Below are 21783 nucleotides of genomic sequence, written 5' to 3' on the forward strand. Positions count from 1 at the left end.
CCCCGATCACCCGGCCGAGCGTGTCTCTCACATCATCGAGACTGCGAAGCCTGTTCTCGCGCTGGTCAGTTCCTCTGGCGTTGTCCTTCCCGTCTCGACGCTCGATGTCAATTCGGTGGGTGCATCGAACGGCACGTCACCGATCTCAGACGACGAGCGGCTCGCACCGCTACGCGCCGGCCACACCGCGTATGTGCTGTTCACCTCGGGATCGACGGGCCGGCCGAAGGGCGTCGCCGTCACACATCGCGCGCTGGGCACTCAGCTCGACTGGATGCAGCACACGCTCGAGCTGACCTGCGACGACGTGATTCTGTGGAAGACACCCGTGACATTCGACGCGTCGGTGTGGGAGTTACTGCTGCCCATGCGTCTCGGCGCGCGCCTCGTCGTCGCCGCCCCCGATGGCCACACCGATCCGGCTTACCTCGCGTCGGTGATCGCCTCGGAGAAGGCCACGGTTGCCCAGTTCGTGCCGTCGGTGCTCGATCTCGTGCTCGACGAGGATCCCGGATCGTCGCTGCAACATGTGTTCTCGGGCGGCGAAGCGCTTCGGTCCGCTACCGCCGAACGCGTGTGCGATGTGCTCGGCGCACAGATCCACAACCTGTACGGGCCGACGGAAACCACGATGCAGGTCGCTCACCGTACCGGCGCATCCGCTTCGGGCCCGAGTATTCCGATCGGCAGGCCGGTAGCGAGTACGACTTTGCTGGTGCTCGACACGCGACTGCAGCCGGTTCCGGTGGGTGTGCGCGGCGAACTCTACGTCGCGGGAGCCCAGGTTGCTCGCGGATACGAGAACGCCCCCGGCCAGACGGGGTCGCGCTTCGTCGCCGACCCGTATTCGGCGAGCGGTGCACGGATGTACCGCACCGGCGACGTCGTGCGCTGGACGTCCGTGGGCGAACTCGAGTACCTGGGCCGCAGCGACCATCAGATCAAACTGCGGGGCCTGCGCATCGAGATCGGCGAGATCGAGTCGGTGCTCCAATCGATGGACACCGTCGTCGCGGCGGCGGTCGCAGTGGTGTCGGATCGGCTCGTCGGCTACGTGGTTCCCGCTGCCGGTGCGCACGTGGACCTCGAGTCCGTTCGTCACGCCGCGGCAGAGCAGTTGCCGTCGTACATGATTCCCGATGCCATCATCGTGCTCGATGCGATGCCGCTCAACACCTCCGGCAAGCTCGACCGCAGGGCACTTCCGGAACCGGTGTTCGAGGCACGGGAGTTCCGGGCGCCGACGACGACGACCGAAGAGATCGTGGCGGGGGTGTTCGGTGCCGTGTTGGGCGTCGAGCGTGTCGGTCTCGACGATGGGTTCTTCGAACTCGGTGGCAACTCCCTCAACGCGACCCGAGTTGCGTCGCGAGTCGGTGCGGCAGTGGATGCGCGGGTTCCGGTGCGAATGCTGTTCGAGTCGCCGACCGTGGCCGCGCTCGCTGCCGCCGTCGACGAGCTTGCCGGCTCCGGTGGCGTGAGTCCACTCGAGCCGCAGCCGCGGGTGGGGCAGATTCCGTTGTCGCTGGCGCAGACCCGGATGTGGTTCCTCAACCGTTTCGATCCGGAGTCCGCGGTGAACAACATCCCGGCTGCGATACGGTTGTCGGGACATCTCGATGTCGAGGCGCTGCGGTCTGCGGTCGCGGACCTGGTGTCGCGCCACGAGGTGTTGCGGACGGTGTATCCGGAGGTCGGCGGTGTCGGCTACCAGGTTGTGTTGTCGGCCTCTGAGGCTTCGGCTCTGCTGTCGGTCGAAACGGTCTCTGAAGATAAGGTGTTCGACGCTGCAGCAGTGTCGGTGGGTGTCGGTTTCGACGTGACGGCGGAGCCGCCGGTGCGGGTGCGGTTGCTGCAGGTGTCCGATACCGAGCATGTCTTGGTTGTGGTTGTGCACCACATCGCTGCCGACGGTTTCTCGATGGGTCCGTTGTCGCGTGATGTGATGCTGGCGTATGCAGCGCGAGCCCAGGGTGAGGCGCCCTCGTGGGAGCCGCTCGAGGTGCAATACGCAGATTACGCGTTGTGGCAGCGTCAGGTCCTCGGCTCTGAATCGGATCCGGCGTCGGTGCTGTCGCGTCAGCTGGCCTACTGGTCCGAGGCGTTGACCGGCATACCCGATGTGCTGGGTCTTCCTGCGGACCGCCCACGCCCGGCGGTTGCGTCGTATGGTGGTGCGTCGCATGAGTTCAGACTCGATGCGCAGCTGAAGTCGGGTACCGAGTCGCTCGCGCGAGAACACGGCGTCACGCCGTTCATGGTGATCCACGGTGTTCTTGCGGTGGTTCTCGCGCGGTTGTCGGGGACCGATGACATCGCGATCGGTACTCCGGTGGCGGGTCGTGGTGAGCGGGCACTCGATGATCTGATCGGGATGTTCGTCAATACATTGGTGTTGCGCACTCGGATCGATGCGGGTGAGTCGTTCGAGGGTCTGTTGTCGCGGGTCAGGGATGTGGATCTCGGTGCGTTCGGGCATGCGGATGTGCCGTTCGAGCGTTTGGTGGAGGTGCTCGATCCGGTTCGGTCGACTGCGTGGAATCCGTTGTTCCAGGTGATGTTGACGTTGCAGAACTTTGCGCCGTCGGAGTTCGAGTTGCCGGGGTTGACGTTGTCGGCGGTCGAGGCTGATCTGCAGCTCGCGAAGTTCGATCTTCAGGTGACGATGTCGGAGCTGCCCAACGACGGCGGATATGCTGTCTCGTTCACGTACGCGACGGATCTGTTCGATGAGTCGACGATTGTGTCTGCCGCCGAACGCTTCGTTCGAGTGTTGACGACTGTGGTCGAAGAGCCGCAGGTGATTGTCGGTGATGTCGATTTCCTGACCACGGACGAACGTGCTCGATCGCTGAAATCTGGTAGGGGACAGCTTGTCCCTGCGTCCGGGTTCACTGTTCCGGATCTCCTCAGGCAAGGCGGTGAGCGTTCACGCGATGCGGTGGCGATTGTCGGCGCCGACTCGATGCTGACGTACGGGGAATTCGGAGACCGGGTAGCGGTTCTTGCGCGTCATCTGATTTCGTGTGGTGTCGGGCCCGATACTCGTGTGGCGGTGGCGATGAGCCGTTCCGTCGAGATGGTTGTCGCGATCCATGCGGTGCTCGCTGCGGGTGGTGCGTATGTACCGATCGATCCGGAGCAGCCGGACGAACGTATCGCGTACGTACTCGACATCGCAGACCCACTACTCGTGTTGAGTGCGTCGGGTGAGGTCATCGATACCGATCGCACTGTGGTGTTCACCGACACTCTGGACGTGTCGGACCAGCCGACCGCAGTGGTGACCGACGCCGATCGTCTTGCGCCGCTGCGTCCAGAGAATGCTGCGTATGTGTTGTTCACATCGGGTTCGACGGGCCGACCGAAGGGCGTGACGGTGTCCCACCGCGCTGTGGTGAACCAGCTGTCGTGGATGCAGTCGAAATTCGGTGTGGATGCGTCGGATTCGGTGTTCTTGAAGACGCCGGCGACGTTCGATGCGTCGGCGTGGGAGTTGTTGTTGCCGTTCGTGTCCGGTGCGAGGATGGTGGTTGCTGGCCCGGATGGTCATCGTGATCCGGTGTATCTGGCGGGTGTGTTGGTCTCGGGTGAGGTGAGTGTCGCGCAGTTCGTGCCGTCGGTGCTCGATGCGGTGCTCGATGAGCTCGATGGACCTGCGGGTGCGTTGCGGTTGGTGTTCTCCGGTGGTGAGGCGTTGTCGGGTGCGACTGCGCGGCGGGTTCGGAGCTTGTGCGGGGCGGATGTCCACAACCTGTACGGCCCGACCGAAGTGACGATGCAGGCGACGCATCGTGTGGCCGACGAAGTAGCCGGTACTCAGGTGCCGATCGGTACGACCGTGTGGAACACCGATGCGTGGGTGCTCGACGTTCGGATGCAGCCGGTCCCGATCGGGGTGGTCGGTGAGTTGTATCTGTCGGGTGATCAGTTGGCGCGGGGATATGCGGGTCGTGCGCAGTTGACGGCGGATCGGTTCGTGGCGAATCCGTTCGGTGGTGTTGGTGAGCGGATGTATCGCACGGGGGATCTCGTGCGGTGGAATCGTGCGGGTGAGCTCGAGTATGTGGGTCGTAATGATCAGCAGGTGAAGTTGCGTGGGCAGCGGATCGAGCTCGGTGAGATCGAGTCCGTGTTGCGCGGCGTTGAGGGCGTCGTCGCGGGTGCGGTTGCGGTGTGGGCGGATCAGCTGGTCGGCTATGTGGTGCTTGTCGACGATATTTCAACGTCGGATGTGCGTGCCGCGATGGGGGAGGTGCTGCCGTCGTACATGGTGCCGTCGGCGTTTGTGGTGCTCGAGGCGTTGCCGTTGAATGTGAACGGTAAGTTGGATCGGAAGGCGTTGCCGGAGCCGGTGTTCGAGGTCCGTGAGTTCCGGGCGCCGGTGACGACGGCCGAGCAGGCTGTGGCGTCGGTGCTTGCAGAGGTGCTGGGCATCGAACAGGTCGGCCTGGACGACGACTTCTTCGCGCTCGGCGGCACCTCCCTCGTCGCGACGAAACTCGTCTCGCGTCTGCGTACAGAGTTGGACACCCAGGTGCCCTTGCAGTGGCTGTTCCGGGAGTCGACCGTCGAAGGCCTCGCTCGATTGGTCTCCGAGGGCTCCGATGTGAGTATGTCGGACGCGCTCCGCCCGGTGCTGCAGCTGCGCGCGCAGGGCTCCGGCACACCGCTGTTCTGCGTGCATCCGATCGTCGGGTTGTCGTGGTGCTACACCGGCTTGTCGCAGCAGCTCGACACCGATGTCTACGGCCTGCAGACGCCGGCCGGGACCGAAGCCGACTTCGCGCCTGCCACCCTCGACGATCTCGCCAAGCGGTACGTCGAGGAGCTTCGCCGCGTTCAGCCGCACGGACCGTACCGCTTGCTCGGCTGGTCGCTGGGCGGTGTGATAGCCCATGCGATGGCGGTGCAGCTGCAGGCCGCGGGTGAATCGGTGGACCATCTCGTGATGCTCGACTGCTTCGTGAACGGGTCGTCCGAGCCTTCGACCGACGAGCGGACAGCAGTGTCCATTGCCGATCTGCTCGCGGGGTTCGGCTTCGACGGGGACGAGCCGCAGGATGTAGCCGGGCTCATCTCGGCCGTCGCAGAGCTGACCGGCAATTCGGTCGACGACACCGAAGCGATGGTGCAGCGACTGATCGCCACCGCAGAGCACAACTCGACGCTGCTCAGCAGGCACCGTCCGGGAGTGTTCGACGGCGACGTCGTGTACTTCACGGCCTCTGCCGACGGTCGAAGCGGAGTCGCAGGCTGGACCGACGCCGTCACGGGCGAAATCCATGATCATCCAGTGCCCGTGACACATTGGCACATGACTTCACCCGAGGCTCTTGCTGTCGTCGGACCGACGGTGCGTAGAGTCATCGAACCGTCATCACCGACCACCGACAACTGACAGGGCCGGAACCGCCAAATGACCAAGTACGTCCTGCGTGGAGCCGCGTTGTGCGCCGCGGTCGTGTTCACCTTCGCGGTGCCTGCCGTGCCCGCTGTCGCGGCCCCCGCGCCTCACGTGGATCGCATCGAGCAGGTCGACGACCGTAACTCGGACATGTATGTGTACTCGCCGTCGATGGGCAGGAACATACCCCTGCAGGTCATCGAGCCTGCAGATACTTCTGTTCCGCGCCCGACGCTGTACCTGCTCAACGGGGCCGGCGGCGGCGAGGACGGCGCGAACTGGCTCAACCAGACCAAGATCCTCGACTTCCTCGCAGACAAGAACGTCAACGTCGTGATCCCGGCCGAGGGAATGTTCACCTACTACACCGACTGGATCGAAGAAGATCCGGTCGTCGGAGTGGCCAAGTGGCAGACGTTCCTGACGGAGGAGTTGCCCCCGGTGATCGACGACGCTCTGGGCGCCACGGGTGTCAATGCGATCGCGGGCCTGTCGATGGCGGCGACGTCGGTGCTCTCTCTGGCGATCCATGCTCCGGATCTCTACCGCGGCGTCGCGTCGTACAGCGGGTGCGCGCAGACCAGCGATCCGCTCGGCCAGGCCTACCTGCGGTCGGTGATCGAGGGCATGGGGGAGACCGACGCGACCAACATGTGGGGCCCGTACGACGGTGACGGCTGGGTGGAGAACGACCCTACGGTCAACGCCGAAGGCCTGCGCGGTCTCTCGCTGTACATCTCGAACGGAACAGGTCTGCCCGGGCCGTACGAGGATCCGGCACTTCCGCGGACGCCGCAGGCACCGCCGCTGCTCGACCAGGTTGTCGTGGGCGGCGTCATCGAAGCCGCTACCAACATCTGCACCCACCGACTCCAGGAGCGGTTGGGGGAACTCGACATACCCGCGACGTTCCACTTCCGGGCCGAGGGCACCCACTCGTGGGGCTATTGGGAGGACGAGCTTCAGCGTTCCTGGCCGCAGCTCGCTGAGTCGATGGGGCTGTGATCGTCCAGCGCGCCCAGCACGAGCTCGGCGGCGGCCGGGTCGGCCAATAGACCGAGGTGCCCTGCGGTGCTCGACGGACATACGTCCTGCAGCACGATGTTCGTGACGTTCGGTGCCTCCGCGTACCCGCTGGTGTAGGGCACGACGGTCTGGTCGTGGCTGGTGAGGATATTGGTGTAGTCGATGGACGGCTCGAAGATCCCCGTGTTCCGGAGTCGTTCCAGGAACGGCGAACCCGGCAACATGTCGACGCACGCCGCGCACACTGCTTCCAACGCGGGGCGGACCGCGTCCGGTGTCTGCGACCCGAATGCGTCGGTGCCGTGCCACAGGGGTGCCAACGACACGTAGTCGTCGACCTTGTCGGCGCCGCCCTGGAACTGCACCCACTGCGACGGGACGAGTGTGCCTTGCGAGTGGCCGACGACATCCACCTTTGCGGCGCCCGTCCGGGCGAGCACTTCGTCGACGAATGCTGCCATCTCGTGCGCAGCCGCGTCGATGGGGCCGAGCCCGCCGACGGCATCGATCGGCCACGGACCACCGACATCGCCGTACGTGAAGCTGACGACGCAGCGGCCCTCGTTCGCAAGGAGCGGTGCAAGGGTCTGCCAGCCGATCTGTTTGTTTCCACTCGTGTTGTGCACGAGAACGACGGGTTCCTGCGCGGACGTGCACGGTACGTTCGCTCCCGCGGGTGAGCCACCTGGGTTCGTCAGTTCGACAACGACCCCGTTGTGGTAGTCGTACGGCACGGGACGCGAATCCTGAGCGAGTGCGGTAGGCGTGATCACGAGGGCGATCGCCGTCGCTCCGAGAATAGGTAGGGCACGAGACAACACAGACGACCATCCTAATTCCGTTCCTCCGCATGGGGGCTGTACGGAAGTTGTCCACAGGGACGGCATTCGTACACAGAATCTGCGATTTCCTGGAACGGGGCTGGTGCCGGGCGAACTGGTAGACGACGCTGCATCGTGTGGGGGACGACAAGATCATTCGACGATGCGAGGCGCGTGCACGTGGTGTCACCGACTCCGAAGTCCGGCGACTGGTACGAACAGGAGTATGGACTCGATTGGGCTCGGGTGTGTATATCCCGTCCGGCATCTACGCAGCCGCAGATGAGCGAGATCGGCATGTCTACCGCGCGAGGGCGGCGATGGAGAACTTCCGAGACGGCACCGCTCTGAGTCACGTGTCGGCGGCGGTACTGCACGGACTGGAGACGTGGCAGATTCCGCTCGATGCCGTCCACGCGACTCGCAATCGCTCCGGTGGAAGTCGACAGGGGTCCGGTTGCGTGCTGCACTCGTCGAAGTTCACCGAGGACGAGGTGATGTCCAGGGACGGCGTGCGTGTGCTTTCCGTCGAACGGACGATCGCCGATCTCTCGTCGACGCTGTCGTTCGAGCAGGCTGTTGTGGTGGGGGACCGGGCCCTGAGGATCGGCGTCACCACGCTCGACGAACTGAATCGAGCTATCGAGCGCATGGGCCGGCATCCGGGCCATGCGAAGGCGGCGCGAGCTGTCCGTTTCATGAGCGACCGCAGCGACAGCGTCGGCGAATCTCGCAGTCGAATCCTGATGATCGGTGCGCAGTTGCCCATCCCCGAAGAACAGCCTGATGTGTTCGATGCGAATGGTCGCTGGTTGGCTCGCGTCGACTTTCTACTTCCTGAGCACGGAGTGATCGGCGAGTTCGACGGGCGGATCAAGTACCGGCGTGACGGTGTCGCTACCAGGGATGCAGAGGACGTCGTCTTCCAGGAGAAGCTGCGCGAGGATCGGCTGCGGCATGCGGGATGGGTCGTCGTGCGGTGGACGTGGGCAGATTTGCAGACGCCGGACACACTCGTCGCTCGAATTCACGAGGGGATCGCCCTGGCTGCGAGGGGGAACGGTCCGATGGGGACCTTCGAAACCCGGAAGCTAGCAGGGCAAATGTAAAGCAAGCAGCCCTGGTGGATGACCACCAGGGCTGCTTGCTTTGTACTAGGCCTGCTTACTTGCGGCCGGGAGGCTTGGGGCCACCCTTGATCTGCAGTCCGCCGGGCTTCGCCTGAGGCGGAGCCGGCGCTTCCGACGCGGGCTCGGCGGCGACGGGCTCAGGTGCACCTTCCGGCTCGGAAGTCGGCTCCGCTGCAGGCGTCGGCGCTGCGGCCGGTGCTGCCTTCTTCGGGCCAGCCCCCTTCAGTCCGCTCTTGAGCTGCAGTCCGCCCGGCTTCGCCTTCGGGATCGCAGTCTCCTTCGGGGTCTCTGCAGCGGGTGCGGCCTCGGTGGGAGCCTCGGCCTCAGGAGCGTCCTCGGGTGCAGGCGCTGCAGCCTTCGGAGCTGCCTTCTTCGCGCCGGGGCCCTTGAGCCCGCTCTTGAGCTGCAGACCACCGGGCTTGGCGGTCGGAGGTGCCGACTCGGCTGCGGGTGCAGCAGCTTCGGGAGCTGCAGCTTCCGAAGCTGCCGGTGCCGCTGCCTTCTTGGCGCCGGGGCCCTTGAGTCCGCCCTTCATCTGCAGGCCGCCGGGCTTGGCCTTCGGGACGGCCGGTGCTTCGGTCGGAGCGGCCTCGGCTGCGGGAGCCGCTGCGGCCGGTGCCGCCGCCTTCTTGGCGCCGGGGCCCTTGAGCCCGCCCTTCATCTGCAGGCCGCCGGGCTTCGCCTTCGGAGCTTCCGCTGCCTCGGCCGCAGGTGTCGCTGCGGCAGTGGGCGCGGCTGCCTTCTTGGCGCCGGGGCCCTTGAGTCCGCCCTTCATCTGCAGTCCACCGGCCTTCGGAATACCCGTCGTCTTGGGGGCTGCCGGTGCTTCAGCGGCCTCCACAACCTCCTCGACACGTTCTTCCTCGACGGCCTCGGCAACAGCCTCGACCTCGACCGGAGTTTTCGGCTCCTGGATCACCTTGAGGTTCTCCGTGAGCGTCTCCGGCTCGACCCGCGAGATGGATTCGAGCATCAGCTGTGCGACGTCGACGACCTCGACGCCTTCGCCCTTGCCCTCTTCCTGACGTGCGGTGACACCGTCTGTGAGCATGACGCGGCAGAACGGGCAGCCGGTCGCGATTTTCTTGGGATCGGTGCTCAGTGCCTCGTCGACGCGGTCGACGTTGATGCGCTTACCGATGCGCTCTTCCATCCACATGCGGGCGCCACCGGCACCACAACACATGGACCGCTCGCCGTGGCGAGGCATCTCGACGAGCTTCGCGCCTGATGCAGCCATGAGCTCACGCGGCGCGTTGTACACCTTGTTGTGGCGGCCGAGGAAGCACGGGTCGTGGTAGGTGACGTCCTCACCGACCGACGTGACCTGGATCAGCTTCTTCGCCCGCACCAGGCGGTTGAGCAGCTGGGTGTGGTGGACGACTTCGTAGTTGCCGCCGACCTCCGGGTACTCGTTGTTCAGCGCGTTGAAGCAGTGCGCGCAGGTTACGACGATCTTGCGCTTGCTCTGCTCGACACCCTCGAACACGCCGTCGAGGACCTCGATGTTCTGCTGCGCGAGCTGTTGGAACAGGAACTCGTTGCCCGCGCGGCGAGCCGAGTCGCCGGTGCAGGTCTCGTCGGCACCGAGGACCATGAACTTGGTCCCGGCGGTGGCGAGCAACTCGGCGACGGCCTTCGTCGTCTTCTTGGCGCGGTCCTCGTAGGCTCCGGCGCAGCCGACCCAGAAGAGGTACTCGTAGCCGTCGAAGCTGTCGGCGTCCTGACCGAACACGGGGATCTCGAAGTCCATCTCGTTGATCCAGTTGAGACGGTCCTTGGAGTTCTGGCCCCAGGGGTTGCCCTTGTTCTCGAGATTCTTGAACAGACCAGCGAGCTCGGACGGGAAGTCCGACTCGATGAGGACCTGGTAGCGACGCATGTCGATGATGTGGTCGACGTGCTCGATATCCACCGGGCACTGCTCGACGCATGCGCCACAGTTGGTGCAGCTCCACAGTGTCTCGGCGTCGATGACGGGGGTGAGCTCGCCGGCCTCGACGAGTTCGGCCGATTCGCCGACGAGCTTGCGTCCCGCTTCAGCACGTGCTGCTTCGGGGATCTTGGCGAGTGCGGCTTCGTTGACGTTGCCTTCGCCGTCGACGAGACCGACCTCGTCGCCGCCCATGTCCGTGCGGCCACCGGCCAGCAAGTACGGGGCCTTGGCGTTGCCGTGGTCGCGCAGCGACATGATGAGCAGCTTCGGCGACAGCGGCTTACCGGTGTTCCAGGCGGGGCACTGCGACTGGCAGCGGCCGCACTCGGTGCAGGTGCTGAAGTCCAGCCAGCCCTTCCACGAGAAGTCCTCGATGCGACCGGCGCCGAACGTGTCGGTGTCGGGATCGGCGTCTTCCATGTCGACAGGCTTGCCCTTCGACATCATGGGCTTCGCGGCACCGAGAGCGACGCCGCCGTCGTCCTCACGCTTGAAGTAGATGTTGAAGAACGCAGCGAAACGGTGCCATGCGACGCCCCACGTGATGTTGCGGCCGACGACGTAGAGCCAGATCATGCCCGACATCAGCTTCACGAACGCGAAGATGGCGACCATCGTGGTGCTCGCGGGCAGCAGCTTGGCGAGGTTCATCGTGAAGAAATCGGTCGACATGTGGCCGCCGCCGTAGGTGGCGATCTTGCCGGCCTTCACGAAGATCATGCCCAGGCCCTCGATGAGGACGACGGCTTCGACGAAGTACGCGGCCTTGAAATCGGAACCGGTGAAGCGCGAGAGCCCCGCGGGCTTACGCGGGTGGTTCAGCTGGCGGATGATGATCAGCGCGACGATGCCGATCACCGTGCCGAGGCCGAGGATCTCGTCGATGAAGTGGTAGACGCCGGTGCCGCCGATGAGGGGCCAGTGGAACTCGGGGTTGAAGGTCTGTCCGTATGCCTCGAACCAGACGATGGCTCCGAGGAGGAAACCGACCATGACGAGCCAGTGAGCCCAGCCGACGGTCCGGAACTTGTTCATTCTCGTGTGGGCGAGGAACTCGACGACCATCTGCTTGAAGCGCGGGAAGAACGGACGCCAGCGATCCGGGGCCGGTTGGCCGATCCGGATCGCGCTGACCATCTTCCACGCGCCGCCGATGAAGGAGTACCAACACACGAGGCTGAGCAGCACGCCGATCGTGCCCAACGTGATCGTCAGGGCATTCATACGTGGCCTTTCGTGTCGGGGGCAGACAGCCCGCCTGGTATAAGCCTCCGCATCGTAACGCACGCTAAGTTACCCGCTGGTAACTAGGTGGAAATTACTCGCGAGTAACTAGGTGCTGCGGTGCTGAGGGCTGGTGCGGCAGTCACCGTATAGTCGGGCAATTCGCCAATTCGAGCCAGGATGCCCTAACTGCAATTCGTTGAATGTGTGACTTGGTGGCGCTTCAGGACACGATTCGGCATCTATCGGGCCTTACCGGGATAACAAATTGCTGTGAGGTCGGTTATGCTTCTGATCCGGATGTGACTTTCGGACAAATGGAATGTCGTCGGGGGTTCGGAAGTCGCACGCGTACTAGGGAAAATTGGGGGCGTCCTCGGGGCGTGCGCCATGTCACAGAACGGAAACACATGAAGCTCAGGAAGCTTGCCGCCGTGGCGACGATGACCATCGCCGCTATGGGAATCGCGGCCGGAACCTCCTACGCGGCCCCGGCGGCCCCGGACGAGATCAACTACGAGTCGAAGGTCGACGGCGATTCCGTCGTCACCGTCATCGACGCCGGTGCATTCCAGGTCTCGGGCGACGGCCAGAGCGTCGAACTGCAGGACAACGCTGGCAACACCGTCGTCAGCCTGCCGCTCGCGGTTCAGCTCGGCGATATCCAGCTGCCGTTCGAGCGTGAGATCAGCGAAGACGGCAAGACCCTGACACTGACGCCGGTCACCGACCTCTCGCAGGCAACTCCGGTTGCTCCCGAGGACAAGGTTGCCCAGGGGATCACGCCGGTTGCACTCAAGGTCACCGACGTTGCGTCGCCCGATGAGAACCTCAAGGCCCAGCAGAACTTCGCGTCGCAGCTCGGTATCGCGACTGCCGTCGGTGGTCTCGTGGGCGGCATCCTCGGTTGCGTTATCGGTCTGGCTGCGGCCGGTGTCGGCTGCATCGCCGGCTTCCCGATCGGTACGGTCATCGGCACCATTGTCGTTGGTGGTCCGACCCTCGCCATCGCAGGCGTCAGCCTGATCCAGACACTTCTGGCTCCTCCGGGAACCACGCAGTTCGCAAACTGATACGCATGTAGTCGAGGCCCCGCCATCCACTGGATGGCGGGGCCTCTCGCTGTTCGACGTCAGCTCACCAGAGCAGTTGGATCAAGAGATTGATCGCGCTCGCCAATACATCAGCGCTTCCCGTAACCGATCCGAACATCTGTACGTCCTCTCTGTAATTCGCCGCCGATGAGCGGAACCATTCCCGTCATCGTTCGTTTCGCGGCCGAACGAGATTTCAGGAGCGTATCCCGCTTCGATCTTGATGCCGCGTCGACACTCCGCACCCCATTCGACGTCGCATCCCGTCCCGGTTCCCACCACGGCTCGGAAGAGGCGAAGCGGGACGCAGGCGCGGAAAAGTGGCGGCAGAATGCAACAGTGCCCGCCTTCCGTGTGGAAGGCGGGCACTGGTTGGTCACGCAGTTGCTTCCGAGGATTAGCCGGTGCGGATCGTCAGGCCCGGGTTCTCGGCGAGGATCGAGTTGATCGGCGTCGCGAACAGTTCGGGGGATTCGCCCAGCAGACCGCTGACGAGGGTTGCGATCTCGCACATGCCGTACTGGCCGACGTTCGAGGCGCTCGAGATGCCCATGGCGAGTGTGCCGGTGACGAGCGTGCCGCCGCTGTCGCCCTGGAGGGCGCACAGGTTGGTCGAGAAGCCGTTCTGCAGGACGCGGTGACCGATCTCGACGTTCTGGCTCGTCGCGGTCACGAGGCCGCAGCTGTAGCCGGTACGCAGGCCGGACTTGCAGACGGGCGTTCCGACGATCGGATCGGCGGTGCCGGTGATCGGCAGGGGAGCGGCACCCGGCACGCGGACACCGTTGTTCTCGAACCGGCCTTCGGCCTCACCGGTGGGGCGGATGATCGCGTAGTCGCTGTCGTCCAGGCTGGTCTTCTCGAACTTGCCGAGGTGCTGACCGAGGGCCTCACCGTTCAACTGGTACACATCTGACGCCCACTGGGTGCCGGCCTGAGCGCGGTTCGGGTCGCAGTGTCCGGCGGTGATATTGACGGGCCCGCGGCGGTCTTCGGCGTTGAAACCGAGCGAGCAGCGCAGACCCGTTCCTTGTCCGAGCGATGCGTAGGCGTCGCCACCGAGCAGGGCGTCGGGTGCGGCCGTGTCCGCGACGGGATGCAGGTCTGCGGCAGGCTGCGGAGTGAGGTCGGTGGGAGCGAACAGCACTCGCACACCTGAGAGGAACTCGGGCAGTTCCAATCCGGCGACATTCTCGGCGCGCACGATGACGTCGTTGTTGATGACGTCGATGGCGACACCGCGAACCACATCGGCGACGGCCGGCGGCTGCGTCTCGAGCCAGTCGTTGAGTGCCTTCAATTCGTCGTTGAGGGCGTTCTCGCTGTCCTCGGTCCGCTGCACCGCGAAGCCTGCGTCCTCGGCGGAGGTGCGGGCCTCGTCGAACTGCTCACCTTCCGCGAGTCCGACGGTGGGGGTGCCGTGGTCGTCGAGCCACACACCGGCGAACACGGCCGCGAACTGCTCGCGTGCCGTCTCTGCGAACTGTGCGAGATCCTGGCTGCGCGCGGCGTCCTGAAGGAACCTCTCAGGGCTGATCTGAAGGTCTCGATCCAACGCTTCGACGAGTTCGGCGGGCAGGTCCGTGGTCTGGACGGGAGCCGGGTCGGCCTGGGCCACCAGCGCTGCGGGTCCGATGAGGAGCGCAGCGGCTGAGCCGAGGACGGCTGCCCGACGTGCGAAGGAGCGTCGCATGGATACCTTTCTCAGTGACCTCCACGTGTGACGTGGAGATGCCGATCGGAGCGGATCGGCGACACGATCATATGGGTTGAAACCGGTAACCGAGCCGGACTTACTGGTTACCAGTGTGTCGCGTGTGACTTCTGGGATTACTCGGGCGCGGATTCCGTGCGCACACGAGTTCCGGTGGCGTCGGCGATGTCGCCGACCGAGATCCCGAGGCTCGACGTCCCGCCCGTGGTGGCGAGCACGAGGTTGGCCTCGACGCAGTCGGGTGCGCCCGCACTGTTCGAACCCGAGATCACGCCGAGCGCGAGAGTGCCCGTGACGATAGCGCCGCCACTGTCGCCCGACAGGGTGCATGCGGTGGTCGCGAATCCGCGAATGGTGCTCGCGCTGCCGTTGGCGTAGACGAGCTGGGTCTCGACGTGGTCGGCTGCAACCACACCGCACGTGAACGACGAGGACTGTCCCGACTTGCACACGGGAGCACCCACCACGGGACGTGCGGTACCGGTGACCGTCAGGGTCGATCCGTTTCCGCCACGCACCGTCGGGCGGTCGAGGCCTGCGTCGACGCCCGCATCGTTGAGCGAGATGATGCCGTAGTCGAGGCTGCTGTCGGTGCCTGCCGTCGAGTTCGTGAACGAGCCGATCTGCACGCTCTCGTCGATGTTCCCGCGGTTGGGCAGGTACACGGTGGATCCGCCGTCTTCGCGGGCCACCGCGTCGCAGTGGCCGGCAGTGATGTTGACGGGGTCGCCGTTCGCGTCGACGCCGTTGAACCCGAACGAGCAGATGCCGATGCGCTCGAGCGGCGTGTCGCGCACGTCGCCATCGGCGGTGATGTAAGTGTCGCCGCCGAGCGGGGCCGGGTCGTTGGACGGCATGCCGGGCGACAGCTGCACCTGGATGTTCGCGATGAGCGACGGCAGGTTCAGTGCGCGACCGAGGGGCGAGTTGACGATGTCGACAACGATCTGGTTGTTGAGTACATCGATCGACGTGTTGTTGACCTGCGACGACACTTCGCGCGGAAGTGCAGCGACCCAGCGGTTGAGTTCTGCGAGGGCCTGCTCGAGACCGTCGGCCGAGATGGGTGCGACCGTGGCCTGGTAGCCGTCCTGCTCGGCCTGGCGTGCTGCGTCACGGTTGGTGACGGCGACGACCGGCTTCCCGTCGTCGCTCATCCATGCGCCGGCGAAGTCGGAAGGGCGCTCGGCGCGGAAGTCGCGCGCGTAGGTGTTCAGCTCCTGGGCGCGGGCTGCGCGCTCGAGGTACTGCTCAGGGGTGAGTCCGAGATCTCGCTGCACGGCCTCGACGAGTTCCGCCGGAAGCTCGGGTGTCTCCGCGGGAGCGGCGTTCGCGGTTGAGGTCAGCGGTCCGACCAGCAGCACCGCTGAAGCCACAATTGTGGCGGCACGACGGATGGTGGTACGGACTGCGGCGCGCGACGCCGGCGAGTGACGCATGAAGGCCCTTCATAATTGGTCGATCTTGTGTCTGAACTGGTGTTTTGCTAATTCTGACCGTGAGGTCCGTGTGGTCCTGGGATAGCGTACGGCACCGGCGGTTGATCTTGAATAGGCCGGAAGTACCGATTCGGCTATACCGCCCCGGAGGTTGTAGTGGTGGTCTCCGAAGAGGGGGCTGCGGATGTGGTTTCCGGGTCCTCGGGCTCCACCGGCTCTTCCGGTTCTTCGGGCGATGTCGTCGGTGCCGGTGAAGACTGTGACGACGAACTGGAGCCGCCGCCACCCGAACCACTGCTCGGCTCGTTCGGCGGGTTCCGGCGCGACCAACCGGTGCTGCTGCTCGTCGGCGCCGTGGTCGTCGACGTGTTCTCTTTCGGGGTCGTCGAAGACTCTCTGTTCGAGGTCTCCGTCTCGTATTGCGTCTGCGGGACGTCCGTGGCCACGTACCCGGGCGCCGTGTACTCGGCCTCCTCGATTTCGGCGGTCGTCGAGGTCTCGGCGGTATCCGAGGTCGTGGGTGTCGCCGACGTCGATCGCGGCTGGGGCTGCGTGGCGGTCGGGATGATTGCGCTCGGCACGGTAGTCGCAGGCGGGTTCGCGCTCGCGGTGGAGGTGTCGCGCAGTGTGAAGACGAGGACGCCGACGCCGACTATCAACACGACTGCCGCGGCTGCGGCCCAGACGCCGATCTTCGGCTTCTTACCTGGATCATCCGTGTCGGATTCCGGATCTGTCGGCTTGGTCGGACCCACCTTGCCTGATGTTGTCGCGTTCGCAGGGGCAGTGTCCCTGCCGGCAGCTGCCGGGGTGGCTGCGGAGACAGTGGTAGGCGTGATCTTGGCGATTACCGCGGTGGTCTCCGGATCCAGGCCGGCGCGCTTCGGGCCGGTCGGACGAGTGGCGGGAAGCACCTGTGTGGATCCGAGGAGATCCACCGACCCAGCGGCGGCAGCGAGCGCAGCTCCACGAACCATCGTCTGGTGGGGGTCGGGTGCAAGTGCACATCGCACGCCGAGACCGGCCTTGATGGACTGGGTGACGATCTGCGCGGCGCTGGTGTCGACGGTTTCGTCGAGGGTCACGACGATCGCGTCGAGATTGGTCACGAGCCAGCCGAACGCTCCGAGCGCCGCCGACAATTGCGCGGACACGGACGGGGCATCACCTTCGGCGAAGCGGAAGGCCTTCCCCGCGACGACCCCGGAGCGGACGAGCGTGACGGTCGATCCGTGCGGGTCGATGTGGTACACCGCGACGAGCCTGCCGGTCTGGTGTGCCACCTGCGACTCGAACCACGCGGCGGCGGCTTCGGCGTCGGAAATGAGGGACACGTGTCGCAGGCCCACGTAGTCGAGGGCGTTGCGAAGCAGCGCGACGGTCGACGGCGGCCAGTCGGTGGGGTGGGAGGCGACGACGGTGTAATTCTCGTCGCCGATCATGGTCCCGGCGTCGGCGATGAGGCATTCCATCGCGGTTGCGACGAGATCCTCCGCGCGGGACAGGGCACCGTCGTTGGCTCGGACGCCGTTGGATCGTCCCAGTCGGTCGACGAAGTCGGTGAACGAACTGGTGTTGCCGTCGACGACGTGGTGTTCGCCCAGTGTGGCAGTGCCGTCGGAGTGTAGGTGCACTGCGGTGCGCCGCTCGATGGGTTCCGGGTCGGGTCGTCCGGGAGAGGGGGACGTCACGGCAACCGATGACACAGTGGTGCCGACCCTCAGGCCTACGCCTACGGACATGCCGAGTTTCCCCCATTCGTACAGGACGTGTCTCGATGTCGATTTCCGGCATCGCACCCGGAGACCGAGCGAGACGATCGTTCCTGGTTTTCGCAGAAATGTACAGAAGATTGCCCATTTTGTGGTAGGCCCGACGGGGATATCCAGGCGATTCTGGGCTTGATCCTCACGGGACGTGAGGTCCTAGCGTCGATCGTGCCGGCGCAGAGAGCGCCGGTGGAAGTGGGTGAACGATGCCGACGACACATTCCGGCCGGCAATGGAAGGTCGGTCGCCTGGCGGCCGAGACCGGTCTGACGGTACGGACGCTGCATCACTACGACGACATCGGTCTGGTGCGTCCGTCGGGACGTACCTCGGCGGGGCACCGGTTGTACGAGGACCGGGACGTGCACCGGCTGTATCAGGTGCTTGCTCTGCGCCAGCTGGGTTTGTCGCTCGATGCCATCGCCGCGGTCACGGACGGAGGTGTGTCGCTGTCGGAGATCCTCGACGCGCACCGCGCCTATCTGGACGAGCAACTCGCCGCGACGCGGATGCTGCGCGCGCACGTCGAGATGCTCGGCCGGAAGGTACGCACGTCGCCCGAAACCTCGGTCGCCGACTTCCTCGATGTGATCAGAGGAGTGATCGACGTGGACGACACGATCAAACAGTACTTCGACGAATCCCAGCTCGCCGATCTTGCAGAGCGGCGCGCAGAGCTGGGTGAGGAGACGATCGCGGCGGTGGAAACGTCGTGGAAGGTTCTCATCCCACGCGTGGATGCCGCATTGAACGCGGGGATGGACCCGACGTGCGCCGAAGCGCAGGAGATGGCGGCGCAGTGGATGGGGCTGCTCGAACAGTTCCACGGTGGTGACGACGGGCTGCGCGACAGCCTCTACCGCATGCACACCGACAATGCGCAACGGATCGAACAGGAGTTCTGCGGGCCGAGTCCCGAGCAGATCGAGTTCATCATGAAGGCGAACGAGGCTCGGTCCTCATAGAAGCGGAGCAACGGACAGATACAACCTTCGCAACGGTCTGTGTCTGTCCGTTGCTGTTGTCACAACCGTCGGCGTGCCCTGCTTGCTGCGTCGACGAGGCGTGCGCGCACCGCATCGAACTCGAACAACTCCCGCCACGTCCACCGCACCACCTCGTAGCCGAGCGTTCGGATCGCGTCCTCCCGGAGCTTCTCGCGATGGACCGCCTCAGCGGTCGCGCCGGGTTCGTCGGAGCCGTATTTGCCGCGCCCGTCCCGCAGTCACTGTTCCGGGCAACGAGGGTCCAGATCGATGTCCCACAGGTCGAATCCGTGTAGGACGGCAGCCGAGACGTGGCTGATGGCTTCGTCGTCGGACAAAATGCCCCGGAGCGCCGACAGGCGAGCAGGTCGGATCGGAGCTTCAGTTGCGGTTCGGTCATGCCCGTCAGCGTCGCGGCATGCTGCGACGACATCGGGCGGATCTGTGGCCGCAGGACTGTATCTGTGGACAACCGGGGCGCCTGTGGACAACGACGATTGCAGCGCCTCCGGACAGATGCCGCGCTGTGGAAACGGTGTACGTGTCCGTTTCACTTGAATCCGTGTGTGATCTGAATCATGTCCGGAACATTTTCTCCATGCTTGCCGTTGGACCCATCAGACAACTTGAGCGTATTAGACTCAACTTGCTTGACTTGCAGGGTCCTGCGGGTGCAAAGTCGAGTCGACCGCGCTCAGTGTGAGTCGGACAGGCTCAGGTTGAGCAAGGAACATTCTCGAAGCATTTGGAGGAAATCATGGCTCGTGCGGTCGGTATCGACCTCGGGACCACCAACTCGGTCGTCTCCGTTCTGGAGGGCGGCGAACCCGTTGTGGTCGCCAACGCTGAAGGTTCACGCACCACCCCGTCGGTTGTTGCGTTCGCCAAGAACGGCGAAGTTCTGGTGGGCCAGCCCGCCAAGAACCAGGCGGTCACCAACGTCGACCGCACGATCCGCTCGGTCAAGCGCCACATCGGCACCGACTGGACCGTCGCGATCGACGACAAGAAGTACACCTCGCAGGAGATCAGCGCTCGTACGCTGATGAAGCTCAAGCGCGACGCCGAGGCGTACCTGGGTGAGGACATCACCGACGCGGTCATCACGGTCCCCGCGTACTTCAACGACTCTCAGCGTCAGGCTACGAAGGAAGCCGGCACGATCGCCGGCCTCAACGTCCTGCGCATCGTCAACGAGCCCACCGCGGCCGCGCTCGCATACGGCCTCGACAAGGGTGAGAAGGAACAGACCATCCTCGTCTTCGACCTCGGTGGCGGCACGTTCGACGTGTCCCTCCTCGAGATCGGCGACGGCGTCGTCGAGGTGCGTGCCACCTCCGGCGACAACCACCTCGGTGGCGACGACTGGGACGAGCGCGTCGTGAGCTGGCTCGTCGACAAGTTCAAGTCGCAGCACGGCGTGGACCTGACCAAGGACAAGATGGCCCTGCAGCGTCTGCGTGAGGCTGCGGAGAAGGCGAAGATCGAGCTGTCGAGCTCGCAGTCGACGTCCATCAATCTGCCGTACATCACGGTCGACGCAGACAAGAACCCGCTCTTCCTCGACGAGCAGCTGACCCGCTCGGAGTTCCAGAAGATCACCAACGATCTCCTCGAGCGCACCCGTGCACCGTTCCAGCAGGTCGTCAAGGACGCAGGCATCGCTGTCGGCGACATCGACCACGTCGTGCTCGTCGGTGGTTCCACCCGTATGCCCGCCGTCACCGACCTGGTGCGCGAGCTCACCGGTGGCCGCGAACCCAACAAGGGTGTCAACCCCGACGAGGTCGTCGCTGTGGGCGCAGCCCTGCAGGCCGGCGTGCTCAAGGGTGAGGTCAAGGACGTCCTCCTGCTCGACGTCACCCCGCTGTCGCTGGGTATCGAGACCAAGGGCGGCGTGATGACCAAGCTCATCGAGCGCAACACGACGATCCCGACCAAGCGGTCCGAGACCTTCACCACGGCCGACGACAACCAGCCGTCCGTGCAGATCCAGGTCTTCCAGGGCGAGCGCGAGATCGCAGCGCACAACAAGCTGCTCGGTTCGTTCGAGCTCGGCGGTATCGCACCGGCTCCGCGCGGTGTCCCGCAGATCGAGGTGACCTTCGACATCGACGCCAACGGCATCGTGCACGTCACCGCCCGCGACAAGGGCACCGGCAAGGAGAACACGATCAAGATCCAGGACGGCTCCGGCCTGTCCCAGGAAGAGATCGACCGGATGGTCAAGGACGCCGAGGCTCACGCCGAGGAAGACAAGACCCGTCGCGAGGAGGCCGAGGTTCGTAACCAGGCCGAGTCGCTCGTGCACCAGACCGAGAAGTTCATCAAGGACAACGAGGAGAAGGTGCCGGCCGACGTCAAGGAGAAGGTCGAGGCTGCCATCAAGGAAGCCAACGACGCTCTCGCCGGATCCGACATCGCCGCGGTGAAGGCTGCCGTCGAGAAGCTCGCGACCGAGTCGCAGGCTCTCGGCCAGGCCATCTACGAGGCGCAGGGCGCCGAGGGTGCGGCAGCCGGTGACGGCGCAGCCGCCGGTGCCGACGACGTCGTCGACGCCGAGGTTGTCGACGAGCCCAACGACACGGAGAAGAAGTGACTTCGGGTACCCCAGAGCAGGAGCCGGTAACCGTCACCGACAAGCGACGGATCGACCCGGAAACCTTCGAGGTTCGCGACACCGAGCCTCTCGAAGGCGACGTGGTGGAGCCTGCTCCTGACTCGGAGGGTGACGCAGAAGTGGCCGCCGAGGGATCGGTGGAGGCGCCGGAATCGGACGAACTCGCCGAGCGCACTGCAGATCTGCAGCGCGTCACAGCCGAGTACGCCAACTACCGGCGCCGGTCCGACGCCCAGCGCACCGCAGCGGTGGAGGAAGCCAAGGCCTCGGTCGCGGCGAAGTTCCTCGACGTCCTCGACGACCTCGACCGTGCGCGAGCACACGGAGATCTCGAGTCGGGCCCGCTGAAGGCCATGTCCGACAAGTTGACCACCGTGTTCGACTCGCTCGGGTTGGCCGGATTCGGAGTCGAGGGCGACCCCTTCGACCCCGAACTCCACGAAGCGGTCCAGATGGAGGGTGACGGAAACCATCCCGTTCTCGGGACAGTCCTGCGCAAGGGCTACCGCTACAACGAGCGGATCCTGCGACACGCGATGGTGACCGTGACCGACGGAGATCCGTCGGACACACCGCAAGACAAGCCGTCGGACGAGTCCGGCGCAGAGTAAGAACAA

General features: G+C 64.9%; 12 protein-coding genes and 1 pseudogene (1 of these 13 only partly in view). 7 read left to right on the plus strand and 6 right to left on the minus strand.

Annotated features, from left to right (window positions below; genetic code table 11):
* Together EV641_RS22645 and EV641_RS22650 are read left to right on the plus strand one after the other, a co-directional pair.
* Nucleotides 1–5401, plus strand: partial view of a non-ribosomal peptide synthetase gene (locus EV641_RS22645; RefSeq protein WP_132474751.1) — the 3' end only. Its footprint begins 21758 nt before the window's first position; only the last 5401 of its 27159 coding nucleotides appear in the window; the start codon falls outside the window, past its left edge; the stop codon is at nt 5399–5401.
* A gap of 18 nt (nt 5402–5419) precedes the next feature.
* Nucleotides 5420–6412: an alpha/beta hydrolase family protein gene (locus tag EV641_RS22650; protein ID WP_054717158.1), complete on the plus strand. Its 993-nt coding sequence runs from the start codon at nt 5420–5422 to the stop codon at nt 6410–6412.
* Here the strand turns inward: EV641_RS22650 and EV641_RS22655 are convergent.
* Complete coding sequence (locus EV641_RS22655; RefSeq protein WP_199233358.1) at nt 6370–7254, minus strand: alpha/beta fold hydrolase; 885 nt, start codon at nt 7252–7254, stop codon at nt 6370–6372. The genes EV641_RS22650 and EV641_RS22655 overlap by 43 nt on opposite strands.
* A 137-nt stretch (nt 7255–7391) precedes the next feature.
* Between EV641_RS22655 and EV641_RS22660 the strand changes: the two genes are divergently transcribed.
* The gene (locus EV641_RS22660) at nt 7392–8363 is read left to right on the plus strand and encodes a type IV toxin-antitoxin system AbiEi family antitoxin domain-containing protein (protein WP_132474755.1); all 972 of its coding nucleotides are present in this window, start codon (nt 7392–7394) and stop codon (nt 8361–8363) included.
* A gap of 55 nt (nt 8364–8418) precedes the next feature.
* On the opposite strand, the gene EV641_RS22665 is transcribed toward EV641_RS22660, so the two are convergent.
* Complete coding sequence (locus EV641_RS22665) at nt 8419–11544, minus strand: (Fe-S)-binding protein (protein ID WP_132474757.1); 3126 nt, start codon at nt 11542–11544, stop codon at nt 8419–8421.
* Nucleotides 11545–11954: 410 nt separating this feature from the next.
* Between EV641_RS22665 and EV641_RS22670 the strand changes: the two genes are divergently transcribed.
* Complete coding sequence (locus EV641_RS22670) at nt 11955–12617, plus strand: ammonium transporter (protein ID WP_132474759.1); 663 nt, start codon at nt 11955–11957, stop codon at nt 12615–12617.
* Between the two features lie 418 nt (nt 12618–13035).
* Here the strand turns inward: EV641_RS22670 and EV641_RS22675 are convergent, their stop codons facing one another.
* The 3 genes from EV641_RS22675 to EV641_RS22685 form a co-directional block, all read right to left on the minus strand.
* Complete coding sequence (locus EV641_RS22675) at nt 13036–14331, minus strand: S1 family peptidase (RefSeq protein ID WP_132474761.1); 1296 nt, start codon at nt 14329–14331, stop codon at nt 13036–13038.
* 137 nt (nt 14332–14468) lie between these two features.
* Nucleotides 14469–15791 (minus strand): S1 family peptidase, encoded by a 1323-nt coding sequence (locus tag EV641_RS22680; RefSeq protein ID WP_132474763.1) that lies wholly within the window; start codon nt 15789–15791, stop codon nt 14469–14471.
* 134 nt (nt 15792–15925) lie between these two features.
* The gene (locus EV641_RS22685) at nt 15926–17533 is read right to left on the minus strand and encodes a hypothetical protein (protein ID WP_132474765.1); all 1608 of its coding nucleotides are present in this window, start codon (nt 17531–17533) and stop codon (nt 15926–15928) included.
* A 233-nt stretch (nt 17534–17766) separates the two neighbouring features.
* Between EV641_RS22685 and EV641_RS22690 the strand changes: the two genes are divergently transcribed.
* Entirely contained in the window at nt 17767–18525 is a 759-nt protein-coding gene (locus EV641_RS22690; RefSeq protein WP_132474767.1) for a MerR family transcriptional regulator, read from the plus strand.
* Between the two features lie 59 nt (nt 18526–18584).
* On the opposite strand, the pseudogene EV641_RS29935 reads toward EV641_RS22690, so the two are convergent.
* A pseudogene (locus tag EV641_RS29935) lies at nt 18585–18779 on the minus strand (hypothetical protein); the annotation flags it as partial.
* A gap of 524 nt (nt 18780–19303) precedes the next feature.
* Between EV641_RS29935 and dnaK the strand changes: the two are divergent.
* Together dnaK and grpE are read left to right on the plus strand one after the other, a co-directional pair.
* Complete coding sequence (gene dnaK / locus EV641_RS22700; RefSeq protein ID WP_054713938.1) at nt 19304–21145, plus strand: molecular chaperone DnaK; 1842 nt, start codon at nt 19304–19306, stop codon at nt 21143–21145.
* On the plus strand, nt 21142–21777 hold the full coding sequence (grpE, locus tag EV641_RS22705; RefSeq protein WP_054713941.1) for a nucleotide exchange factor GrpE: 636 nt from the start codon (nt 21142–21144) through the stop codon (nt 21775–21777). Before dnaK ends, grpE begins: the two co-directional genes overlap by 4 nt.
* The last annotated feature ends 6 nt before the right edge of the window (nt 21778–21783 follow it).

Origin of the sequence: Rhodococcus sp. SMB37, from assembly GCF_004345605.1 — a bacterium.
Lineage (GTDB): Bacteria > Actinomycetota > Actinomycetes > Mycobacteriales > Mycobacteriaceae > Rhodococcus.

Coding starts and splice junctions, on each gene's coding strand:
- EV641_RS22680 (WP_132474763.1), bottom strand. CDS start 15,791: ATGCGTCACTCGCCGGCGTCGCGCGCCGCAGTCCGTACCACCATCCGT.
- EV641_RS22675 (WP_132474761.1), bottom strand. CDS start 14,331: ATGCGACGCTCCTTCGCACGTCGGGCAGCCGTCCTCGGCTCAGCCGCT.
- dnaK (WP_054713938.1), top strand. CDS start 19,304: ATGGCTCGTGCGGTCGGTATCGACCTCGGGACCACCAACTCGGTCGTC.
- EV641_RS22670 (WP_132474759.1), top strand. CDS start 11,955: ATGAAGCTCAGGAAGCTTGCCGCCGTGGCGACGATGACCATCGCCGCT.
- EV641_RS22690 (WP_132474767.1), top strand. CDS start 17,767: ATGCCGACGACACATTCCGGCCGGCAATGGAAGGTCGGTCGCCTGGCG.
- EV641_RS22685 (WP_132474765.1), bottom strand. CDS start 17,533: ATGTCCGTAGGCGTAGGCCTGAGGGTCGGCACCACTGTGTCATCGGTT.
- EV641_RS22665 (WP_132474757.1), bottom strand. CDS start 11,544: ATGAATGCCCTGACGATCACGTTGGGCACGATCGGCGTGCTGCTCAGC.
- EV641_RS22650 (WP_054717158.1), top strand. CDS start 5,420: ATGACCAAGTACGTCCTGCGTGGAGCCGCGTTGTGCGCCGCGGTCGTG.